The organism is Kitasatospora sp. NPDC057223 (genome assembly GCF_042669755.1).
Lineage (GTDB): Bacteria > Actinomycetota > Actinomycetes > Streptomycetales > Streptomycetaceae > Kitasatospora.
Window position 1 is genome coordinate 40,706 of the sequence record NZ_JBHUWW010000024.1, and the last position, 16,933, is coordinate 57,638.

General features: G+C 74.4%; 13 protein-coding genes. 8 read left to right on the forward strand and 5 right to left on the reverse strand.

Features of this window, described 5'->3' with window-relative positions; all coding sequences use genetic code 11:
• Nucleotides 1–21: 21 nt before the first annotated feature.
• The gene (locus tag ACFUK0_RS12270; protein ID WP_380248972.1) at nucleotides 22–2,904 is read right to left on the reverse strand and encodes a DEAD/DEAH box helicase; all 2,883 of its coding nucleotides are present in this window, start codon (nucleotides 2,902–2,904) and stop codon (nucleotides 22–24) included.
• Between the two features lie 491 nt (nucleotides 2,905–3,395).
• On the opposite strand from ACFUK0_RS12270, the gene ACFUK0_RS12275 reads away from it, so the two are divergent.
• The 3 genes from ACFUK0_RS12275 to ACFUK0_RS12285 all read left to right on the forward strand — a co-directional run bounded on the left by ACFUK0_RS12275 (nucleotide 3,396) and on the right by ACFUK0_RS12285 (nucleotide 4,727).
• Complete coding sequence (locus ACFUK0_RS12275) at nucleotides 3,396–3,770, forward strand: hypothetical protein (RefSeq protein ID WP_380248974.1); 375 nt, start codon at nucleotides 3,396–3,398, stop codon at nucleotides 3,768–3,770.
• 93 nt (nucleotides 3,771–3,863) lie between these two features.
• On the forward strand, nucleotides 3,864–4,193 hold the full coding sequence (locus ACFUK0_RS12280; RefSeq protein ID WP_380248976.1) for an ArsR/SmtB family transcription factor: 330 nt from the start codon (nucleotides 3,864–3,866) through the stop codon (nucleotides 4,191–4,193).
• A 132-nt stretch (nucleotides 4,194–4,325) separates the two neighbouring features.
• The gene (locus ACFUK0_RS12285; RefSeq protein ID WP_380248978.1) at nucleotides 4,326–4,727 is read left to right on the forward strand and encodes a MerR family transcriptional regulator; all 402 of its coding nucleotides are present in this window, start codon (nucleotides 4,326–4,328) and stop codon (nucleotides 4,725–4,727) included.
• Here ACFUK0_RS12285 and ACFUK0_RS12290 read toward each other — a convergent pair.
• Complete coding sequence (locus ACFUK0_RS12290; protein WP_380248980.1) at nucleotides 4,688–5,764, reverse strand: nitronate monooxygenase; 1,077 nt, start codon at nucleotides 5,762–5,764, stop codon at nucleotides 4,688–4,690. The genes ACFUK0_RS12285 and ACFUK0_RS12290 overlap by 40 nt on opposite strands.
• Before the next feature lie 220 nt (nucleotides 5,765–5,984).
• Between ACFUK0_RS12290 and ACFUK0_RS12295 the strand changes: the two genes are divergently transcribed.
• Entirely contained in the window at nucleotides 5,985–7,496 is a 1,512-nt protein-coding gene (locus ACFUK0_RS12295; RefSeq protein WP_380248982.1) for an amino acid permease, read from the forward strand.
• 28 nt (nucleotides 7,497–7,524) lie between these two features.
• Here the strand turns inward: ACFUK0_RS12295 and ACFUK0_RS12300 are convergent, their stop codons facing one another.
• Nucleotides 7,525–8,196 (reverse strand): TetR/AcrR family transcriptional regulator, encoded by a 672-nt coding sequence (locus tag ACFUK0_RS12300; RefSeq protein WP_380248984.1) that lies wholly within the window; start codon nucleotides 8,194–8,196, stop codon nucleotides 7,525–7,527.
• A 135-nt stretch (nucleotides 8,197–8,331) separates the two neighbouring features.
• On the opposite strand from ACFUK0_RS12300, the gene ACFUK0_RS12305 reads away from it, so the two are divergent.
• From ACFUK0_RS12305 to ACFUK0_RS12320, 4 genes are read left to right on the forward strand one after another with little or no spacing between them, the layout of a single operon-like run.
• Nucleotides 8,332–9,147: an urea amidolyase associated protein UAAP1 gene (locus ACFUK0_RS12305; protein ID WP_380248986.1), complete on the forward strand. Its 816-nt coding sequence runs from the start codon at nucleotides 8,332–8,334 to the stop codon at nucleotides 9,145–9,147.
• Entirely contained in the window at nucleotides 9,144–9,749 is a 606-nt protein-coding gene (locus ACFUK0_RS12310; RefSeq protein ID WP_380248988.1) for an urea amidolyase associated protein UAAP2, read from the forward strand. The genes ACFUK0_RS12305 and ACFUK0_RS12310 overlap by 4 nt, the downstream gene beginning before the upstream one ends.
• Before the next feature lie 3 nt (nucleotides 9,750–9,752).
• The gene (gene uca, locus ACFUK0_RS12315) at nucleotides 9,753–13,346 is read left to right on the forward strand and encodes an urea carboxylase (RefSeq protein WP_380248990.1); all 3,594 of its coding nucleotides are present in this window, start codon (nucleotides 9,753–9,755) and stop codon (nucleotides 13,344–13,346) included.
• Nucleotides 13,343–15,001 carry an allophanate hydrolase gene (locus ACFUK0_RS12320; RefSeq protein ID WP_380248992.1) on the forward strand — a complete coding sequence of 553 codons (1,659 nt, stop codon included), beginning with the start codon at nucleotides 13,343–13,345 and terminating at the stop codon, nucleotides 14,999–15,001. Before uca ends, ACFUK0_RS12320 begins: the two co-directional genes overlap by 4 nt.
• Here the strand turns inward: ACFUK0_RS12320 and ACFUK0_RS12325 are convergent, their stop codons facing one another.
• Together ACFUK0_RS12325 and ACFUK0_RS12330 are read right to left on the reverse strand one after the other, a co-directional pair.
• Nucleotides 15,002–15,679: a response regulator gene (locus ACFUK0_RS12325; RefSeq protein ID WP_380248994.1), complete on the reverse strand. Its 678-nt coding sequence runs from the start codon at nucleotides 15,677–15,679 to the stop codon at nucleotides 15,002–15,004.
• Complete coding sequence (locus ACFUK0_RS12330; RefSeq protein WP_380248996.1) at nucleotides 15,679–16,872, reverse strand: sensor histidine kinase; 1,194 nt, start codon at nucleotides 16,870–16,872, stop codon at nucleotides 15,679–15,681. The genes ACFUK0_RS12325 and ACFUK0_RS12330 overlap by 1 nt, the downstream gene beginning before the upstream one ends.
• Between the last annotated feature and the right edge of the window lie 61 nt (nucleotides 16,873–16,933).

Below are 16,933 nucleotides of genomic sequence, written 5' to 3' on the forward strand. Positions count from 1 at the left end.
GGCCCCTCCCACCCCGACCGGTCAGCTCACCGAGGAGTAGGCGATGATGCCGCGCCGCAGGCTGTCGACCGCCTTGCGGGCGGTGCCGCGCAGCTGGGCGTCCTCGCCGGCCGCGTCCTGGATCTGGCCGAGCACGTCGATCAGCTGCTTCGTCCAGCGGACGAAGTCGCCGGCCGGCATCTCGGCGTCACGCAGCACCGCGTCCAGGTTGTGGCCGAGCGACCAGCGGTAGGCGACCCAGGCGAAGCCGAGGTCCGGCTCGCGCTGGCCGACGCCCTCGGCCGTGTTGATCCGGTGCTGCTCCTCCAGGGCGTCGAGGTGGCCCCAGATCCGGATCATGCGGCCGAGCGCCTCCTTCGCGTTGCCCTCCGGGACGCGGGGTGTGGCCGCGTCGTCGGCCTGCCGGGCCTCGTACACCAGCGCCGAGGCGCAGGCGGCGAGTTCGGCGGCGCCGAGGTCCTTCCAGACGCCTTCGCGGATGCACTCGGAGGCGAGCAGGTCGAGTTCGCCGTAGAGCCGGCCGAGGCGTCTGCCGTCACCGGTGACGGTGTCGCCCTGGAGGTAGCCGAGGTCGGTGAGCAGGCCGCAGACCCGGTCGAAGGTCCGGGCGATGGTGTGGGTGCGGGAGCGCATCTTGCGCTCCAGCAGGTCGGTGTCGCGGTGCAGGCGGTGGTAGCGCTCGGCCCAGCGGGCGTGGTCCTCGCGCTCGTCGCAGCCGTGGCAGGGGTGCTGGCGCAGGGCGGTGCGCAGCCGGGTGATCTCGGGGTCGTCGGCGGCGGCGGCGCGGCCCTTGCGGAAGCGCTCCGGCTCCAGGTGGCCGGCCTTGGTGCGCAGCGCGGAGGCGAGGTCGCGGCGGGACTGCGGGCTGCGCGGGTTGAACGACTTCGGGATCTTGATCCGGTCGACCGCCGCCACCGGGTGCGGGAAGTCGATCATCGCGAGCCGCTTGACCTGCCGCTCCGAGGTGAGCACGACGGGGCGCGGCCCGTCCTGGTAGTCGGGGTGGCGATGGGTCCGCGGCGAGCGGCTGACCGGCGGCAGGCCCGGGTCGAGGACGAGGGCGAGGCCGGCGAACTTGCCGGTCGGGACGTGGATGACGTCACCCGCCTTGAGCTGCTCGATGGACTCGACGGCGGCGGCCCGGCGCTGGCCGCTGCCCTCGCGGGCGAGCTCGTTCTCGCGGTCCTTGAGGTCGCGGCGCAGGCCCATGTACTCGTCGAAGTCGCCGAGGTGGCAGGTCATCGACGCGCGGTAGCCGTCCAGGCCCTCCTCGTTGCGCTGCACCTGCTTGGCGATGCCGACGACCGAGCGGTCCGCCTGGAACTGCGCGAAGGAGGTCTCCAGCAGTTCGCGCGAGCGGTGCCGCCCGAACTGGGAGACCAGGTTGACGGCCATGTTGTAGGACGGCCGGAACGAGGACTTCAGCGGGTACGTCCGGGTGCCCGCGAGGCCGGCCAGCGCCTCCGGGTCGATGCCGCGCTGCCAGAGCACGACCGCGTGGCCCTCGATGTCGATGCCGCGCCGGCCGGCCCGGCCGGTGAGCTGGGTGTACTCGCCGGGGGTGATGTCGGCGTGGGTCTCGCCGTTCCACTTGACCAGCTTCTCCATGACCACCGAGCGGGCGGGCATGTTGATGCCGAGGGCGAGGGTCTCGGTCGCGAAGACGGCCTTGACCAGGCCCTTCACGAACAGCTCCTCGACGACCTCCTTGAAGCGCGGGAGCATGCCGGCGTGGTGGGCGGCGATGCCGCGCTCCAGGCCGTCCAGCCACTCGAAGTAGCCGAGGACGTGCAGGTCCTCGTCGGGGATGTCGGCGCAGCGCTCCTCGACGATCGCTCGCACGGTGGCCCGGTCGGAGTCCTTGTTGAGCCGCAGGCCGGAGCTGAGGCACTGCTGGACGGCGGCCTCGCAGCCGGCCCGGCTGAAGATGAAGGTGATCGCCGGGAGCAGGCCCTCGGAGTCGAGGCGGTCGATGACGTCGACCCGCCCCGGCGTCCAGACCCGGCCGGGGCGGCCGCTCGGCATGGAGCGGCCGCGGCCCTTCGCGAAGCGGTCGCCGCGCGGGTTGGCGGCGATCTCGGAGCGGGCGAGCCGGACCAGCTCGGGGTTGACCAGCTTGGCCGGGTTGCGCGGGGCGTCCTTCGGGCGGCCGTCGCGGTCGGGGTTGGCGAACAGGTCGTACATCCGGTTGCCGGCCATCACGTGCTGCCAGAGCGGCACCGGGCGGTGCTCGGAGACGATCACCTTGGTGCCGCCGCGCACGGTGTCCAGCCAGTCGCCGAACTCCTCGGCGTTGGAGACCGTCGCGGAGAGCGAGACCAGGGTGACGGACTCGGGGAGGTGGATGATCACTTCCTCCCAGACCGCGCCGCGGAACCGGTCGGCGAGGTAGTGGACCTCGTCCATCACGACGTAGCCGAGGCCGTTCAGGGTCTGCGAGCCCGCGTAGAGCATGTTGCGCAGCACCTCGGTGGTCATCACGACCACCGGCGCGTCCCCGTTGACGGTGTTGTCACCGGTGAGCAGGCCGACCTTGGCCGCGCCGTAGCGCTTCACCAGGTCGCCGTACTTCTGGTTGGAGAGGGCCTTGATCGGCGTGGTGTAGAAGCACTTGCGCCCGCCCTGGAGGGCCAGGTGCACGGCGAACTCACCGACGATGGTCTTGCCGGAGCCGGTGGGCGCGGCGACCAGCACGCCTTCGCCGGCCTCCAGGGCCTGGCAGGCCTCGATCTGGAACTCGTCCAGCGGGAAGTCGTAGAGCTGCTGGAAGCCGTGGAGCGCGGTGGCCTGCTCCTTGGCGCGGCGGCGGAAGGCCGCGTAGGCCTCGGCCGGGCTGAGCTCCTGGTCGTCCGGGCCGTGGGCCGCCGGCCGCTGGTCCTCGGAACGCTGCGGGGTGGTGTTCATCTGCGTCACCTCTTCTTCCCGTAGGACTGCGTCGTCCCGTGGGGCTGGGGCCCGGACGGGCGGAACGGGGGCGCAGACGGCGACGCCTGCGGCTGCGGGGCCGGGCCGGTGCCAGTGGTGACTGGAGCCGGTGCCGGGGCGCAGCGGGTGTGGTTGGTGTGGTGATCGAGCATCTCAGGCAGAGGTTACCCGGCGGGACTGACATCGATAGCAGCAATTTTCCGGACCCGGAGGCGGCTCCGCGATCTTCGAAGCGGCTCTACCCGGTTCGGTCGCGGATCACTCCCGAACGGCGCCGGGATCGCGTCTCAATCAGATCCATAGTTGCAAATGTCTTCAAGAGGCCAGGATCGGACCTCCAAGCGATCACCTTCTCGCCGACTTCGGTCGCCTCTGATCATTCGTCATCGGCCGGGCAGCACCCTCCCTACTGTTCGGAGCACAGCAGCCCCCGCCGCACCGGTGCGGGCCCGGCCCACAGGAGGATCGCGATGGCGAATCTGGAGACGACCCTCAAGGAAGCGATGACCATCGACGGCGCGATCGGCGTCGCGCTGGTCGACTACGGCAGCGGCATGGCGCTCGGCACCCTCGGCGACAGCGCCGAGCTGGACCTCAACGTCGCCGCCGCGGGCAACACCGACCTCGTCCGCGCCAAGATGCGCACGATGGAGATGCTCAACCTCCACGACAACGAGATCGAGGACATCCTGATCAGCCTCACCGGCCAGTACCACCTCATCCGGCCGCTGGCCACCAAGAACGGCCGCGGCCTGTTCCTGTACCTCGCGCTCAACCGCAGCCGCTCCAACCTCGCGATGGCCCGCCACCACCTCAAGCGGATCGAGGCCGGCCTGGAGATCTGACCGGGCCCGGCCGCCGAGGCCACCGAGCACACCGGTACAGACCGGACCGCCCCGGACCACCCCAGCAGGAGCCGCACCAGAAGGGCCGAGATCGTGGCCGCAGCGCTGTACCAGGTGAAGGCCGAGTTCTTCCGGATGCTCGGCCACCCCGTCCGAATCCGCGTACTGGAACTGCTCCAGGCCGGCCCGACTCCCGTCCGCGAGCTGCTCGCGGAGATCGACATCGAGCCGTCCAGCCTCTCCCAGCAGCTCGCGGTGCTGCGCCGGGCGGGAATCGTCACGGCCAGCCGGGAGGGCTCCACCGTCGTGTACGCCCTGGCCGGCGGGGACGTCGCCGACCTGCTCAGGTCGGCCCGCCGGATCCTCACCGTCCTGCTGGCGGACCAGGGCATCCTGCTCGCCGAACTGCGCGCGGCGGACTGAACCGCCCCGGCGGGCCCGCCGGACAGGAGCGGCGGGGGCGCGGCGAGGTACCACCCGGCAGGGCAGGCCGCAGCTGCCGAGGCCTGCCGGATTCCGGGCCGGCCACCGCCCTGCGGTGGAATGATGACCGGCATGAGCCCCACCGCCACCGGTCCCACGCACCTGACGCCGGCCCAGACCGTGGAGCAGTCCGGCTTCAGCCTGGACACCCTGCGCTACTACGAGCGGATCGGCCTGCTCGGCACGGTGGAGCGCTCGCACACCGGGCACCGCCGGTTCACCCCGCACGACCTGGACTGGCTCATGGTGCTGCGCTGCCTGCGCGACACCGGGATGCCGATCGCCGAGATGCTGCGCTTCGCGGAGCTGGTGCGTTCCGGCGACGGCACCTTCGCCGCCCGCCTGACGGTGCTGGAGCAGCACGACGCCCAGGTGGAGGCGCAGATCGCGCACCTGCGGGAACAGCAGGAGCTGATCCCGCACAAGATCGACTTCTATCGGTCGGTGCTGGCCGACGGCCCCGGGGCGGACTGAGCCGCCCGCCACAGTTCACGGGTGGTCTCCGCCGCCGGGCCGGTGCGGGCCAGCCGGTGGCCGGTGCCGGCCCACAGGTGCATCGCCGCTGTGTCGCCGCGCTCGGCCGCGGCCGCCCGCAGCGGCCGGGTGAGGTGGTGCACCTCGGGGTAGACCGCCGGGGCGTACGGCTCGTACCGGTCGATGAAGGCGTTGCGCAGTCCGCGCGCGGCGCGGCCGGTGAAGGCCCGGGTGACGACCGTGCCGGTGAAGCCCGGGTCGGTCAGGGCCGCCCGGTGGGCGGCCGAGGTGCCGGCCTCGTCCGCGCACAGGTACGCGGTGCCGAGCTGGACGGCCGCCGCCCCGGCCCGCAGGGCGGCGGCGACGGCCGGGCCGTCGGCGATGCCGCCGGCCGCGATCAGCGGCAGGCCGCTCACGGCCCGGACTTCGGCCAGCAGCTCGGGCAGCGGCGTCCGCCCCGGCGCGGCCGCGACCCGGAAGGTGCCCCGGTGCCCGCCCGCCTCCGGCCCCTGGACGCAGAGCGCGTCCATTCCGGCGGCGGCTGCGAGCCGCGCCTCGGCGGCCGAGGTGACCGTACCGATCTGGTACGTCCCGGCGGCGCGCAGCGCGCGGGCCTCGTCGGGTGAGGGCAGGCCGAACGTGTAGGAGACCAGCGGGACGGGGTCGGCGGTGAGCGCGGCGATCTTGGCGTCCCAGTCGTCCCGGTCGGGTGCGACGGCGGCCGGCAGCAGGACGCCGTGGCGTTCGGCCTCGGGGCGCAGCCGCTCGCGATAGGCGGCCACCGGCGCGGTGCCGGAGGGCGCGTCGGACGGGACGAAGAGGTTGACGCCGAACGGACGGCCGGTCAGCTCCCCCAGCCGGTGGATCTCCTCGGTCATCGCGGCCGCGCTGCGGTAGCCGGCGGCGAGGAAGCCGAGACCCCCGGCCGCGGTGACCGCCGCGACCAGCTCCGGGGTGGACGGGCCGCCCGCCATCGGCGCCGCGACGACCGGGACGGCGAGCCCGCCGAGACCGCCGAACCTGGCCGGCACCCGCATTGCGCACTCCCCGCCTCGGCGATCGATCGTGTGCCGCCACCCTAGAGCCTCGCCGGCGCGCAGGCGGGGAAGACCTGCGGTGAGCACAAGGCAACACTGTGGCAATCGACGGGCAACGCGGGGGAATCCACCTTCCCCCACATTTCTGTCAGCCGACAGAAACCATGCGGCCACCACCTCCCCGCCTTCCTCCCCCTCCCCCGTGGAAAGCCGGTGCCCGATGACCACCACCCCCGCCCTCGCACCGCCCGAGGAGATCGCCCGGCCGGCCGGCGACCCGCTCTCCGAGTTCGGCTACCCCCAGCAACTGCACCGCACGATGGGCCGGTTCGCCTCCTTCGCGGCCGGCTTCTCCTTCATCTCGGTGCTCACCACCGTCTTCCAGCTCTTCTCCTTCGGCTACTCCTTCGCCGGGCCCGCCTTCTTCTGGACCTGGCCGCTGGTGCTCGGCGGGCAACTCCTGGTCGCCGCCTGCTTCGCCGAACTCGCCGCCCGCTACCCGATCTCGGGGGCGATCTACCAGTGGGCGACCCGGCTCGGCGGCGCCCTGTACGGCTGGTTCACCGGCTGGCTGATGGTGATCGGGCAGATCGTGGTCGTCACCGCCGCCGCGCTGGCCCTGCAGGTGGTACTGCCCGCCGTCTGGTCCGGCTTCCAACTGCTCGGCGGCGACCCGGCGCTGACCACCCGCACCGGCGCCGCCAACGCCGTCCTCCTGGGCGCCGTACTGATCACGCTGACCACACTGGTCAACGTGGCCGGCATCCGGCTGATATCGGTGATCAACAGCGTCGGGGTCACCGCCGAGCTGACCGGCATCGCGCTGATCGCCGTCCTGCTCTTCACCCACAGCGAGCGCACCCCCACGGTGGTGCTGCACACCGGCGGCCAGAGCGGCTATTTCTGGGCCCTCCTGGTCGGCTCGTTCACCGCCGCCTACGTCATGATCGGCTTCGACAGCGCCGGCGAGATGTCCGAGGAGACGGTCAACCCGCGCCGCACCGCGCCGCGGACGATCCTCGGCGCGCTCGCCGCCGCCGGCCTCGGCGGCGGGCTGCTGCTGCTCGGCGCCCTGCTGGCGGCGCCCAGCCTGACCGACGGACGGCTCGCCACCGAGGGCATGTCGTACGTCCTGACCAGCACGCTCGGCGACGGGCCCGGCCGGCTGCTGCTCGCGGACGTCGCGGTGGCGATCTGCGTCGGCACGCTGGCGATGCAGACCGCCGGCGCCCGGATGATCTTCTCGATGGCCCGGGACGGCGCCCTCCCGTTCTCCCGCCGCCTGGCGCACGTCTCCCCCCGCACCGGCACCCCGCACCTGCCCGCCCTGGTGACCGGCGGCCTCGCCGTCGTCTTCCTGCTGGTCAACCTGCTGGCCCCGTCGGCGTTCCTCGCCCTGGAGACCACCTGCATCGTGCTCGTCTACACGGCGTACGCGCTGGTGGTCGGCGCGCTGCTGCGCCGAAGGCTGCGCGGCCTGCCGATCGGCGCCGGCGGCGGGCGGCAGGAGACGGACGAGAACGGCGAGCCGCTGTTCACGCTGGGCCGCTGGGGCCTGCCGGTGAACCTGCTGGCCCTGCTGTACGGCGTCGCGATGACCGTGAACCTGGCCTGGCCGCGTGCCGCCGTGTACGACCCGGCGGGCGGGCACTGGTACCTGCAGTGGTTCAGCGTGCTGTTCCTGGCGGGCGCGCTCGCGGCGGGCGCCGCGTACCGGCTGCGGCGGCGCTGAACGAGGCCCCTGCGAAGAACTGCTGTGCTCAGGCGGTCCGGAGACGGGCCGCCTCGGCCCGTGCCGCCGCGATCTCCCGCGCCGCGCAGCCGGCCAGGCGCAGCGCACTGTCGGCCACCGCCTCGCCGACCGTGCGCGGTTCGCGCCCGCCGGTCTCCCGGGCGACCGCGACGCCGCCCTCGACGAGGCCGAGCAGCAGGTCCGTCCGCAGGGCCGGATCCCCGGAGGCGTCCAGGGCGGTGAGCAGGGTGCCGTACACGGCCTTCAACTCGCCCCGGGAGCGCCGGAACTCGGCGAACCGCTCGCCCCGCACCTCGGGCAGCTGGTACAGCGCACCGAGGTTGTAGAGACCGCCGAAGAGCAGCTCGGCGTCGAAGGCGGCCAGCGCCCAGAGCCTGGCGCCGGCACTGTGCCCGGTGTCGGCCAGCACGCCCAGGGCGAAGGCCAGCGAGGGTTCGACGGTGCTCTCCAGCAGGGTGGCGAGGATGTCCTCCTTGCCGGTGAAGTAGTGGTAGAGCGAGGCCTGCCGCAGCCCGGCCCGCTCGGCCACCGCCCGGGTCGTGGTGGCCGCGTACCCGTTGACCGTGAAGAGCTCGGCCGATGCCGCCAACACCTCTGCGCGGGGCGTCAGTTCACTCGCCGACGGGCCCTGGGCACGCGGGCGTCCGACACGGGGCGGGGTTTCTCGGGTGGCGGGCACGTCCCGATCCTCGCACAGGCCCCGGGTGGTGAGGGGACGGTAACCGGCGCGAAACGCACGGGCAACGGCGGCGACCTCGGGCGCCCCTAATTTCTGTCACGCGACAGAAACCCCGGCAGCAGCCCAGGAGGCGCCGTGACCACCCTTGCCCCATCGACGGCCACCACCACGGCCGCCCGCGACCACGCCCGGGCCCAGCACGGCACCGTCGTCGACTGCATGCCCCAACTCCCGCCCCCCGCAGGCACCCTGTGGGCGGAGAAGGTCGCAGGCGGCAACTACACCCACCTCACCGTCCCGGCCGGCGCCGAAATCACCCTCACCGACACCGACGGCGACGCCTGCGCGCACCTGCTGCTGTTCGTCACCGGACGCCCCTGGGAGCGGCTCAACGCAGCCGACACCGTCAAGGTCCAGTGGAACGCCTACCTCGGCCCCGGCAGCCTGCTCCTCTCCGACCAGGGCCGGGTGCTCGCCACCCTCACCGAGGACACCTCCGGCCACCACGACACCCTGACCGGCACCTCCAGCGCCGCCCGCAACACCGCCCGCTACGGCGACGGCAGCGCCCACGGCCCCTCCCCCGCCGGACGCGAACTCCTCAAGCTCGCCGCCGCCAAGCACGGCCTCACGCCGCGCGACCTGCCGCCCGTCATCTCCTTCTTCCGGGGCGTCCGGGCCCAGCAGGACGGCGCCCTCACCCCGACCGGCGCCGCCGGCCCCGGCGCCCGGGTCACCCTGCGGGCCGAGCAGCCGCTCACCGCCCTGATCGCCAACACGGCCCACCCGCTGGACCCGCGCCCCGGCTACCACTGCACCCCGCTCGCCGTCCGCGCCGTCCCCGGCCGGCCCACCGCGCCCGGCGACCCACTGCGGACGGCCACGCCCGAGCACCTCCGCGCCTACCTCAACACCGACGCCGCCAACCACTCGCCGCAGGAGGCCCGATGACCATCGTGCTGGACCAGACCGTCCCCGCCCGCGCCGGCTGGTCGGCGGTCGTGCGACGCGGACAGCGGCTCACCATCACCGACCTCGGCGGCAACCAGGCCGTCGACTGCCTGATCTACGACGCGCACGACACCTCCGTCCGCTACAGCGCCCCCGACACCCTCCAGGCCCAGGGCTCGCTGTACCTCACCGAGGGCAGCGTGCTGCTCTCCGACGAGCACACCCCGCTGATGACCGTGCTCGCCGACGACTGCGGCCGGCACGACACCATCGGCGGCGCCTGCTCCAAGGAGTCCAACACCCTGCGGTACGGGCACCACACCTGGTCCCAGCACGCCTGCGTGGAGAACTTCCTGGCCGAGGGCGCCCGTTGGGGGCTCGGCAAGCGCGACCTGGTCAGCAACATCAACTGGTACATGAACGTGCCGGTCGAGGCCGACGGCACGCTCGGCATCGTGGACGGCCTCTCCGCGCCCGGCCTGCGGGTGGTGCTGCGCGCCGAGACCGACGTCCTGGTGCTGGTCTCCAACTGCCCTCAGGTCAACAACCCGTGCAACGGCTTCGACCCGACGCCGGTCCAGATGACGATCACCGAGGGCTGACCGATGACGTACGACACCCTGCTGATCGCCAACCGGGGCGAGATCGCCGCCCGGATCATCCGCACCGCCCGCCGGCTCGGCCTGCGCACCGTCGCGGTCTTCTCCGACCCCGACCGCCCGGCGCCGCACGTCCGGCTCGCCGACCACGCGGTACGGCTCGGGCCCGCCCCCGCCAAGGACAGCTACCTGCGCGCCGACCTGGTGCTGCAGGCCGCCCTCGACAGCGGCGCGGGCGCCGTCCACCCCGGCTACGGCTTCCTCTCCGAGGACGCCGACTTCGCCCGCCGGACCGAGGCCGCCGGGCTGGCCTTCGTCGGGCCGACCCCCGGCCAGCTGGAGGTGTTCGGCGCCAAGCACACCGCCCGCGCCGCCGCCGAGGCCGCCGGCGTCCCGCTGCTGCCCGGCACCGGGCTGCTGGCCGGCCTGGACGAGGCACTGACCGCCGCCGAGGTGATCGGCTACCCCGTGATGCTCAAGGCCACCGGCGGCGGTGGCGGCATCGGCATGCAGGCCTGCCACAGCGCCGCCGAACTGGCCGGCGCCTGGGAGCGGGTGCAGCGGGTGGCGGCCGCCAGCTTCTCCACCGCCGGGGTCTTCCTGGAGCGGCTGGTCGAGCGGGCCCGGCACGTCGAGGTGCAGGTGTTCGGCGACGGCACCGGCCGCGTGGTCACCCTCGGCGACCGGGACTGCTCGCTCCAGCGCCGCAACCAGAAGGTCCTGGAGGAGGCCCCGGCACCCGGCCTGCCCGACCACGTCCGCCGGCAACTCGCCGACTCCGCCCGCGCCCTGTGCGCCGGGGTGGCCTACCGCTCGGCCGGCACCGTCGAGTACGTGTACGACGCCGCCCGCGAGGAGGCGTACTTCCTGGAGGTCAACACCCGCCTCCAGGTGGAGCACCCGGTCACCGAGGCCGTGCACGGCGTCGACCTGGTCGAGTGGATGCTGCGGCTCGCCCAGGGCGAGACCGGGGTGGTCCGCGAGGTCGGGCCCGCCACCGGCCACGCCGTCGAGGCCCGCGTCTACGCCGAGGACCCGAGCCGCGACCACCGCCCCAGCGCCGGGCTGCTCACCGAGGTCACCTTCCCCGAGGGCGTCCGGGTGGACGCCTGGGTGGAGACCGGCACCGAGGTCACCACCTCCTACGACCCGATGCTCGCCAAGGTGATCGTGCACGGCGCCGACCGCGAGCAGGCGCTGGCCGCCCTCACCGACGCGCTGGCCGGCACCCGGATCGAGGGCATCGAGACCAACCTCGGCCTGCTGCGCGCCATTCCGGGCGCGGAGGCCGTCCGCGCCGCCGCGCACCACACCGCGACGCTGGCCGGCATCACCGACCCGACCCCCCGGATCGAGGTACTGCGCTCCGGCACCCTCAGCACCGTCCAGGACTGGCCCGGCCGCACCGGTTACTGGCACGTCGGCGTGCCGCCCTGCGGCCCGATGGACGACCTCTCGTTCCGCCTCGGCAACCGCGCGCTCGGCAATCCCGAGGGCCTGCCCGGCCTCGAATGCACCCTCCAGGGCCCCGCGTTGCGCTTCACCCACGCCACCTGGGTCTGCGTCACCGGCGCCCCCGCCGCCGTCACCGTGGACGGGGCGCCCGCGCCGCAGTGGGAGCCCGTCCTCGTCCCGGCCGGCGCCGTGCTCGACCTGGCCGCCCCCGCCGGGCCCGGCCTGCGCACCTACCTGCTGCTCGCGGGCGGCCTGGACGCCCCGCGGTTCCTCGGCAGCGCCGCCACCTTCACCCTCGGCAAGTTCGGCGGCCACGGCGGCCGGGCCCTGCGGGTCGGCGACGTCCTGCACGGCGGAGCGGGCACGCCCGGCGACGGCGCCGGCCCCGTCCCGCCCGCACAGCGCCCGGAGTTCACCTCCGCCTGGGAGCTGGCCGCCGCCGAGGGCCCGCACGCCGCACCCGAGTTCTTCACCGAGGCGGACATCGAGGCGTTCTACGCCGCCGACTGGAAGGTGCACTTCAACAGCGCCCGGACGGGCGTGCGCCTGGTCGGCCCGAAGCCCGCCTGGGCCCGCACCGACGGCGGCGAGGCCGGACTGCACCCCTCCAACATCCACGACACCCCGTACTCCGTCGGCGCGGTCGACTACACCGGCGACATGCCCGTCCTGCTGGGCCCCGACGGCCCCTCGCTCGGCGGCTTCGTCTGCCCCGCCACCGTCGTCACCGGCCAGCGCTGGAAGCTCGGCCAGCTGCGCCCCGGCGACACCGTGCGCTTCGTGCCCGTCACGCTGGAGGCCGCGGCCGGGCTGCGCCGCTCCCCCGCCGGGGCGCCGCTCCCCTCCCGCGCACCGGTCGGCGACGGCGGCATCCTGGCCCGCCTGCCCGGGACGCCGGAGCGCCCGAGCGTCACCTACCGGCGCAGCGGCGACGACAACCTGCTGGTCGAGTACGGCCCGATGCAGCTGGACCTGGCCCTGCGGATGCGGGTGCACGCGCTCGCCGAGCGGGTCGCCGCCGCGCGGGTGCCCGGTGTCCTCGGGCTCACCCCGGGCATCCGCTCGCTCCAGCTGCACACCGACCCGGACATCCTCACCGTCCCGCAACTCCTGCTGCTGGTACAGGAGATCGAGGCGGCGCTGCCGGCCACCGACGAGCTCCGGGTGCCCAGCCGCACCGTCCACCTGCCGCTGTCCTGGGACGACCCGGCCACCCGGGAGGCCATCGCCCGCTACATCGCGGGGGTGCGCGACGACGCGCCGTGGTGCCCGTGGAACATCGAGTTCATCCGCCGGATCAACGGTCTGACCTCGGTGGACGAGGTCTACCGGACGGTCTTCGACGCCGAGTACCTCGTGCTCGGGCTCGGCGACGTCTACCTGGGCGCACCCGTCGCGACGCCGCTGGACCCGCGGCACCGGCTGGTCACCACCAAGTACAACCCGGCCCGCACCTGGACGGCCGAGAACTCGGTCGGCATCGGCGGCGCGTACCTCTGCGTGTACGGCATGGAGGGCCCGGGCGGGTACCAGTTCGTCGGGCGGACGGTGCAGATGTGGTCCGGCTGGCAGCAGCGCGGGCCGTTCACCGACGGCGCGCCCTGGCTGCTGCGGTTCTTCGACCGGATCAAGTGGTACCCGGTCTCGGCGGAGGAACTGCTGGAGATGCGGGCCGACATGGCCGCCGGACGCCTCGATCTCAAGATCGAGGAGGGCGAGTTCGCGCTCGCCGACCACCTGCGCTTCCTCGCCGAGAACGCCGGACCGATCGAGGAGTTCCGGGCCGTGCAGGCGGCCGCCTTCGGCGCCGAGCGCCAGGCCTGGGAGGAAGCGGGCGAGTTCGACCGCGCCGAGAGCGCCGCCGACAGTGCCCCGGGGCCGGTCCGGCAGGTGGCCGCGCCGCCCGGCGGGGCCGTGGTGGAGGCCGAGTTCACCGCCTGCGTCTGGAAGGTGGACGTGCGGGCCGGTGAACGCGTACGCAAGGGGCAGCAGTTGATGGCCGTGGAGGCGATGAAGATGGAGTCCGCGGTGCTCGCCGCCCAGGACGGCGTGGTGGCCGAGCTGCTGGTGAAACCGGGCGACCAGGTGGAGGCCGGCTCGCCGCTGGTCGTGCTGGCCGCGCTCGCGGTGGAGGTGGCGGCATGACGGCCTCCGTCGAGCGCGTCGGCGCGGCCTACCGGCGGATCGCCGAGGCCGGCCGGCCGGAGATCTGGATCGGCCTGCGCCCGCAGGAGGACGTCACGGCCGAGGCGCGGCGGGTCGACGCCCGGCGCGCCGCCGGGGAGTTCCTCCCGCTGGCCGGCACGGTGTTCGCGGTCAAGGGCAACATCGACCTCGCCGGGCTGCCCACCACGGCCGGCTGCCCCTCCTACGGCTACCTCCCGGCGGCGGACGCACCCGCCGTGGCCCGGCTGCGGGCCGCCGGGTCGGTGCCGCTGGGCACCACCAACCTGGACCAGTTCGCCACCGGCCTGGTCGGCACCCGCAGCCCGTACGGCGCGGTGCGAAACGCGGTCGACCCGGCCCGGGTGTCGGGCGGTTCGAGTTCGGGCTCCGCGGTGGCCGTCGCGCTCGGCATCGTCGACCTGGCGCTGGGTACCGACACGGCGGGCTCCGGACGGGTACCGGCGGCGTTCAACGGGATCGTCGGCCTGAAGCCGACCCCCGGCGTCGTGCCCACCGACGGAGTGGTGCCGGCCTGCCGGAGCCTGGACTGCGTCTCGGTCTTCGCCCGCACGGTCGCCGCCGCCGAGCAGGCGTACGGGATCGTCGCGGACCAGGTGCCGGTCGCCGCCGCGCCGCGCCGGCCCGGCCCGTGGCGGGTGGCGGTGGCCGCGCCGGATCAGCTCGGGGAGCTGGACGACGGCTGGGCCGAGGCCTACCGGGCGGCCGCCGCGCGGCTGGAGGCGGCCGGCGCCGAACTGCGCGGCATCGAGCTGGCACCGTTCAGCGCGGTGGCGGCGATGCTCTACGAGGGCGCCTTCGTCGCGGAACGGTACGACGCCGTCGGTGAGTTCATCGAGAAGAACGGTGCCGGCGACCTCGACCCGGTGGTGCGCCGGATCATCACCGCCGGGCGCGACATCCCCGCCCACCGGCTGTACCGCGACCTGGCCGAGCTGGAACGGCTGCGGGCCCTCGCACTGGCCGAACTGGGAGAGGCGGACGCACTCTTGCTGCCGACCGCGCCCGGCCACCCGACGTCTGCCGAGGTCGCCGCCGACCCGGTGGGGGCGAACGCCCGGCTCGGCCGGTTCACCAACTCCACCAACCTGCTGGGCCTGTGCGCCCTCGCCGTGCCCGCCGGGACGGTCCGCGGCCTGCCCTTCGGCGTGATGCTGATCGGCCGCCCGCACACCGAGGCACTGCTGGGGGCCGTGGCACGCCCGCTGGCCGAGCCGCCGCGCGTGCGGCTGGCGGTGGTCGGCGCGCACCTGTCCGGGCAGCCGCTGAACGGCCATCTGCTGGCGCTGGGAGCCACCCTGGTCACCGCCACCCGGACGGCGCCCGACTACCGGCTCTACGCGCTGGACACCGTACCCGCCAAGCCCGGCCTGGTGCGGGTGGCCGCCGGTGGCGCGGCGGTCGAGGCCGAGGTGTGGGAGCTGCCGGCGGCCGGGCTCGGCGAGCTGACCGCCGGGCTGCCGGAACCGATGGCCTTCGGGAGCGTCCGGCTCGCCGACGGCACCCGGGTGGCGGGGTTCCTGTGCGAGCCCGCCGCCCTGGCGGGCGCCGAGGACATCACCTCCCACGGCGGCTGGCGTGCCCACCTGGCCGCAAGCCCCGGGGAGCCGGCCTGATCAGCCCCCGGGTGGTGGCGCTGCGGACGGCGGCGGGCCCTGGTGAGCCGGCCTGATCAGCCCCCTGGAGGTGGCGCTGCGGACGGCGGCCGTCCGGGAGTCGACGCCGAGCTTGGTGTAGATGTGCACCAGGTGGGATTTCACGGTGGCCTGGCTGAGGTGGAGCTGCCGGCTGATCTGCTGGTTGGTCAGGCCCGCCGCGACCAGCTCCAGCACCTCCGTCTCGCGGGTGCTGAGCGCGGCCCAGGGGGTGCGCATCCGCTCCAGCAGGCGGTCCGCGACGGTGGCGGCCAGGGAGGAGCGCCCGGCGGCGGCGGCGCGGACGGCCTGCGCCAGCTCCTCCGGCGGGGCGTCCTTGAGGAGGTAGCCGGTGGCGCCGGCTTCGAGGGCCGGCACGGTGTCGGCGTCCGTGTCGTAGGTGGTGACGATCAGCACCCGGGGTGCGCCCGGCCGGGCGGTGATCGCGGCGGTGGCCCGGGCGCCGTTCATGCCCGTGCCGAACTGGAGGTCCATCAGCACCACGTCGAGGTCGAGTTCGGCGGCCAGCGCCACCGCCTCCTCGGCGGTGGCCGCCTCCGCGACGACGGTGAAGTCGCTCTCGCCCTCCAGGACGGCGCGCAGGCCGGCCCGCACCACGGGGTGGTCGTCGGCGAGCAGGAGCCGGATCGGGTCGGTCATCAGCGTTCCTCGGGCGGTTCGGGGAGCAGGACGGCCAGTGCGGTGCCCTGGCCCGGTGCGGACTCCACCGTGAAGGTACCGCCCAGCGCCCGGGCCCGGGCCCGCATCGCGGGCAGGCCGAACCCGCCGTCGCCGGTGCCCGGGGCGGGCACCGCGGCCGGGTCGAAGCCGGAGCCGTCGTCGAACACGTCGAGGGCGACCTCGGAGCCCATGTAGCTGAGGGTGACCTCGGCGTGCGAGGCCTGCGCGTGCCGCACGGTGTTGGCGAGCGCGGACTGCGCGATCCGCAGCAGCGCCGTCTCGTGCGGCACCGGCAGCGCGGCCGGTGCCCCCGAGAGGTGGAACCGGACGGGCACCCCGGCGTGCTCGGAGGTGGTGGCGCAGAGCCGCTCCAGGGCCGTCGGCAGCGAGGAGCCGTCCAGGCCGGGCGGGGTCAGCGCGCGGACGAAGCGGCGGGCCTCGGCGAGGTTGTCCTGGGCCGCCTGCCGGGCCTGCTCCACGTACCCGGCGGCGGCCTCCGCCCGCTCGGGCAGCGCGCGCCCGGCGGCCCGGAGCAGCAGCTGGATGCTGGACAGGCTCTGCGCCAGGGTGTCGTGGATCTCGCGGGCGAGGCGCTCGCGCTCGGCCAGCACACCCGCGGTGTGGTGGGCGGCGGCCAGGTCGGCGCGGGCGGCACTGAGCTCGTCGATGAGCCGGCGGCGTTCCTCGCTCTCCCGGTACAGGGCCTGGTAGCCGAGCACGGTGGCGGTGGCGACGGCCGCCCCGAGGGTCGGGCCGATCGCGGCGGCCACGCTGAACCCGTGGTGGTGCCGGGCGAACCCGGCGACGGCGGCGACGGTGGTCAGGGCCACCGCGACGAGGGCGGTGCGGCGCCCCAGCAGGTGCAGCTGGAGGAAGTACAGCGGGAAGGCGAGCCAGACCCCGTCCGGGGTGAGGGCGAGCAGCACCAGCCAGGATCCGCAGAGCGCGGCCAGCCAGAGGGCCGCCCCGGTCCGCGAGCGGCGGACGGCGCCGAGCAGCGGCCCGGCCGCGTACACGGCGCCGGTCAGGAGGGCGGCCGCGGTGACGGCCACGGGGGCGGCGCCGGCGAGCGCGGCTCGGGCCACGGCCAGCGTGAGCAGGCCCGCCACCAGCAGGTGCAGGCAGAGCTGCAGGACGCGGGCGACGGGAGTGAGTGATCGGTCGGTCGCCATCCTTCCAGGCTAGGCGGCCGGCGAGCCGGCGGGCATCAATCGAAAGGTTGACCCGCGACTG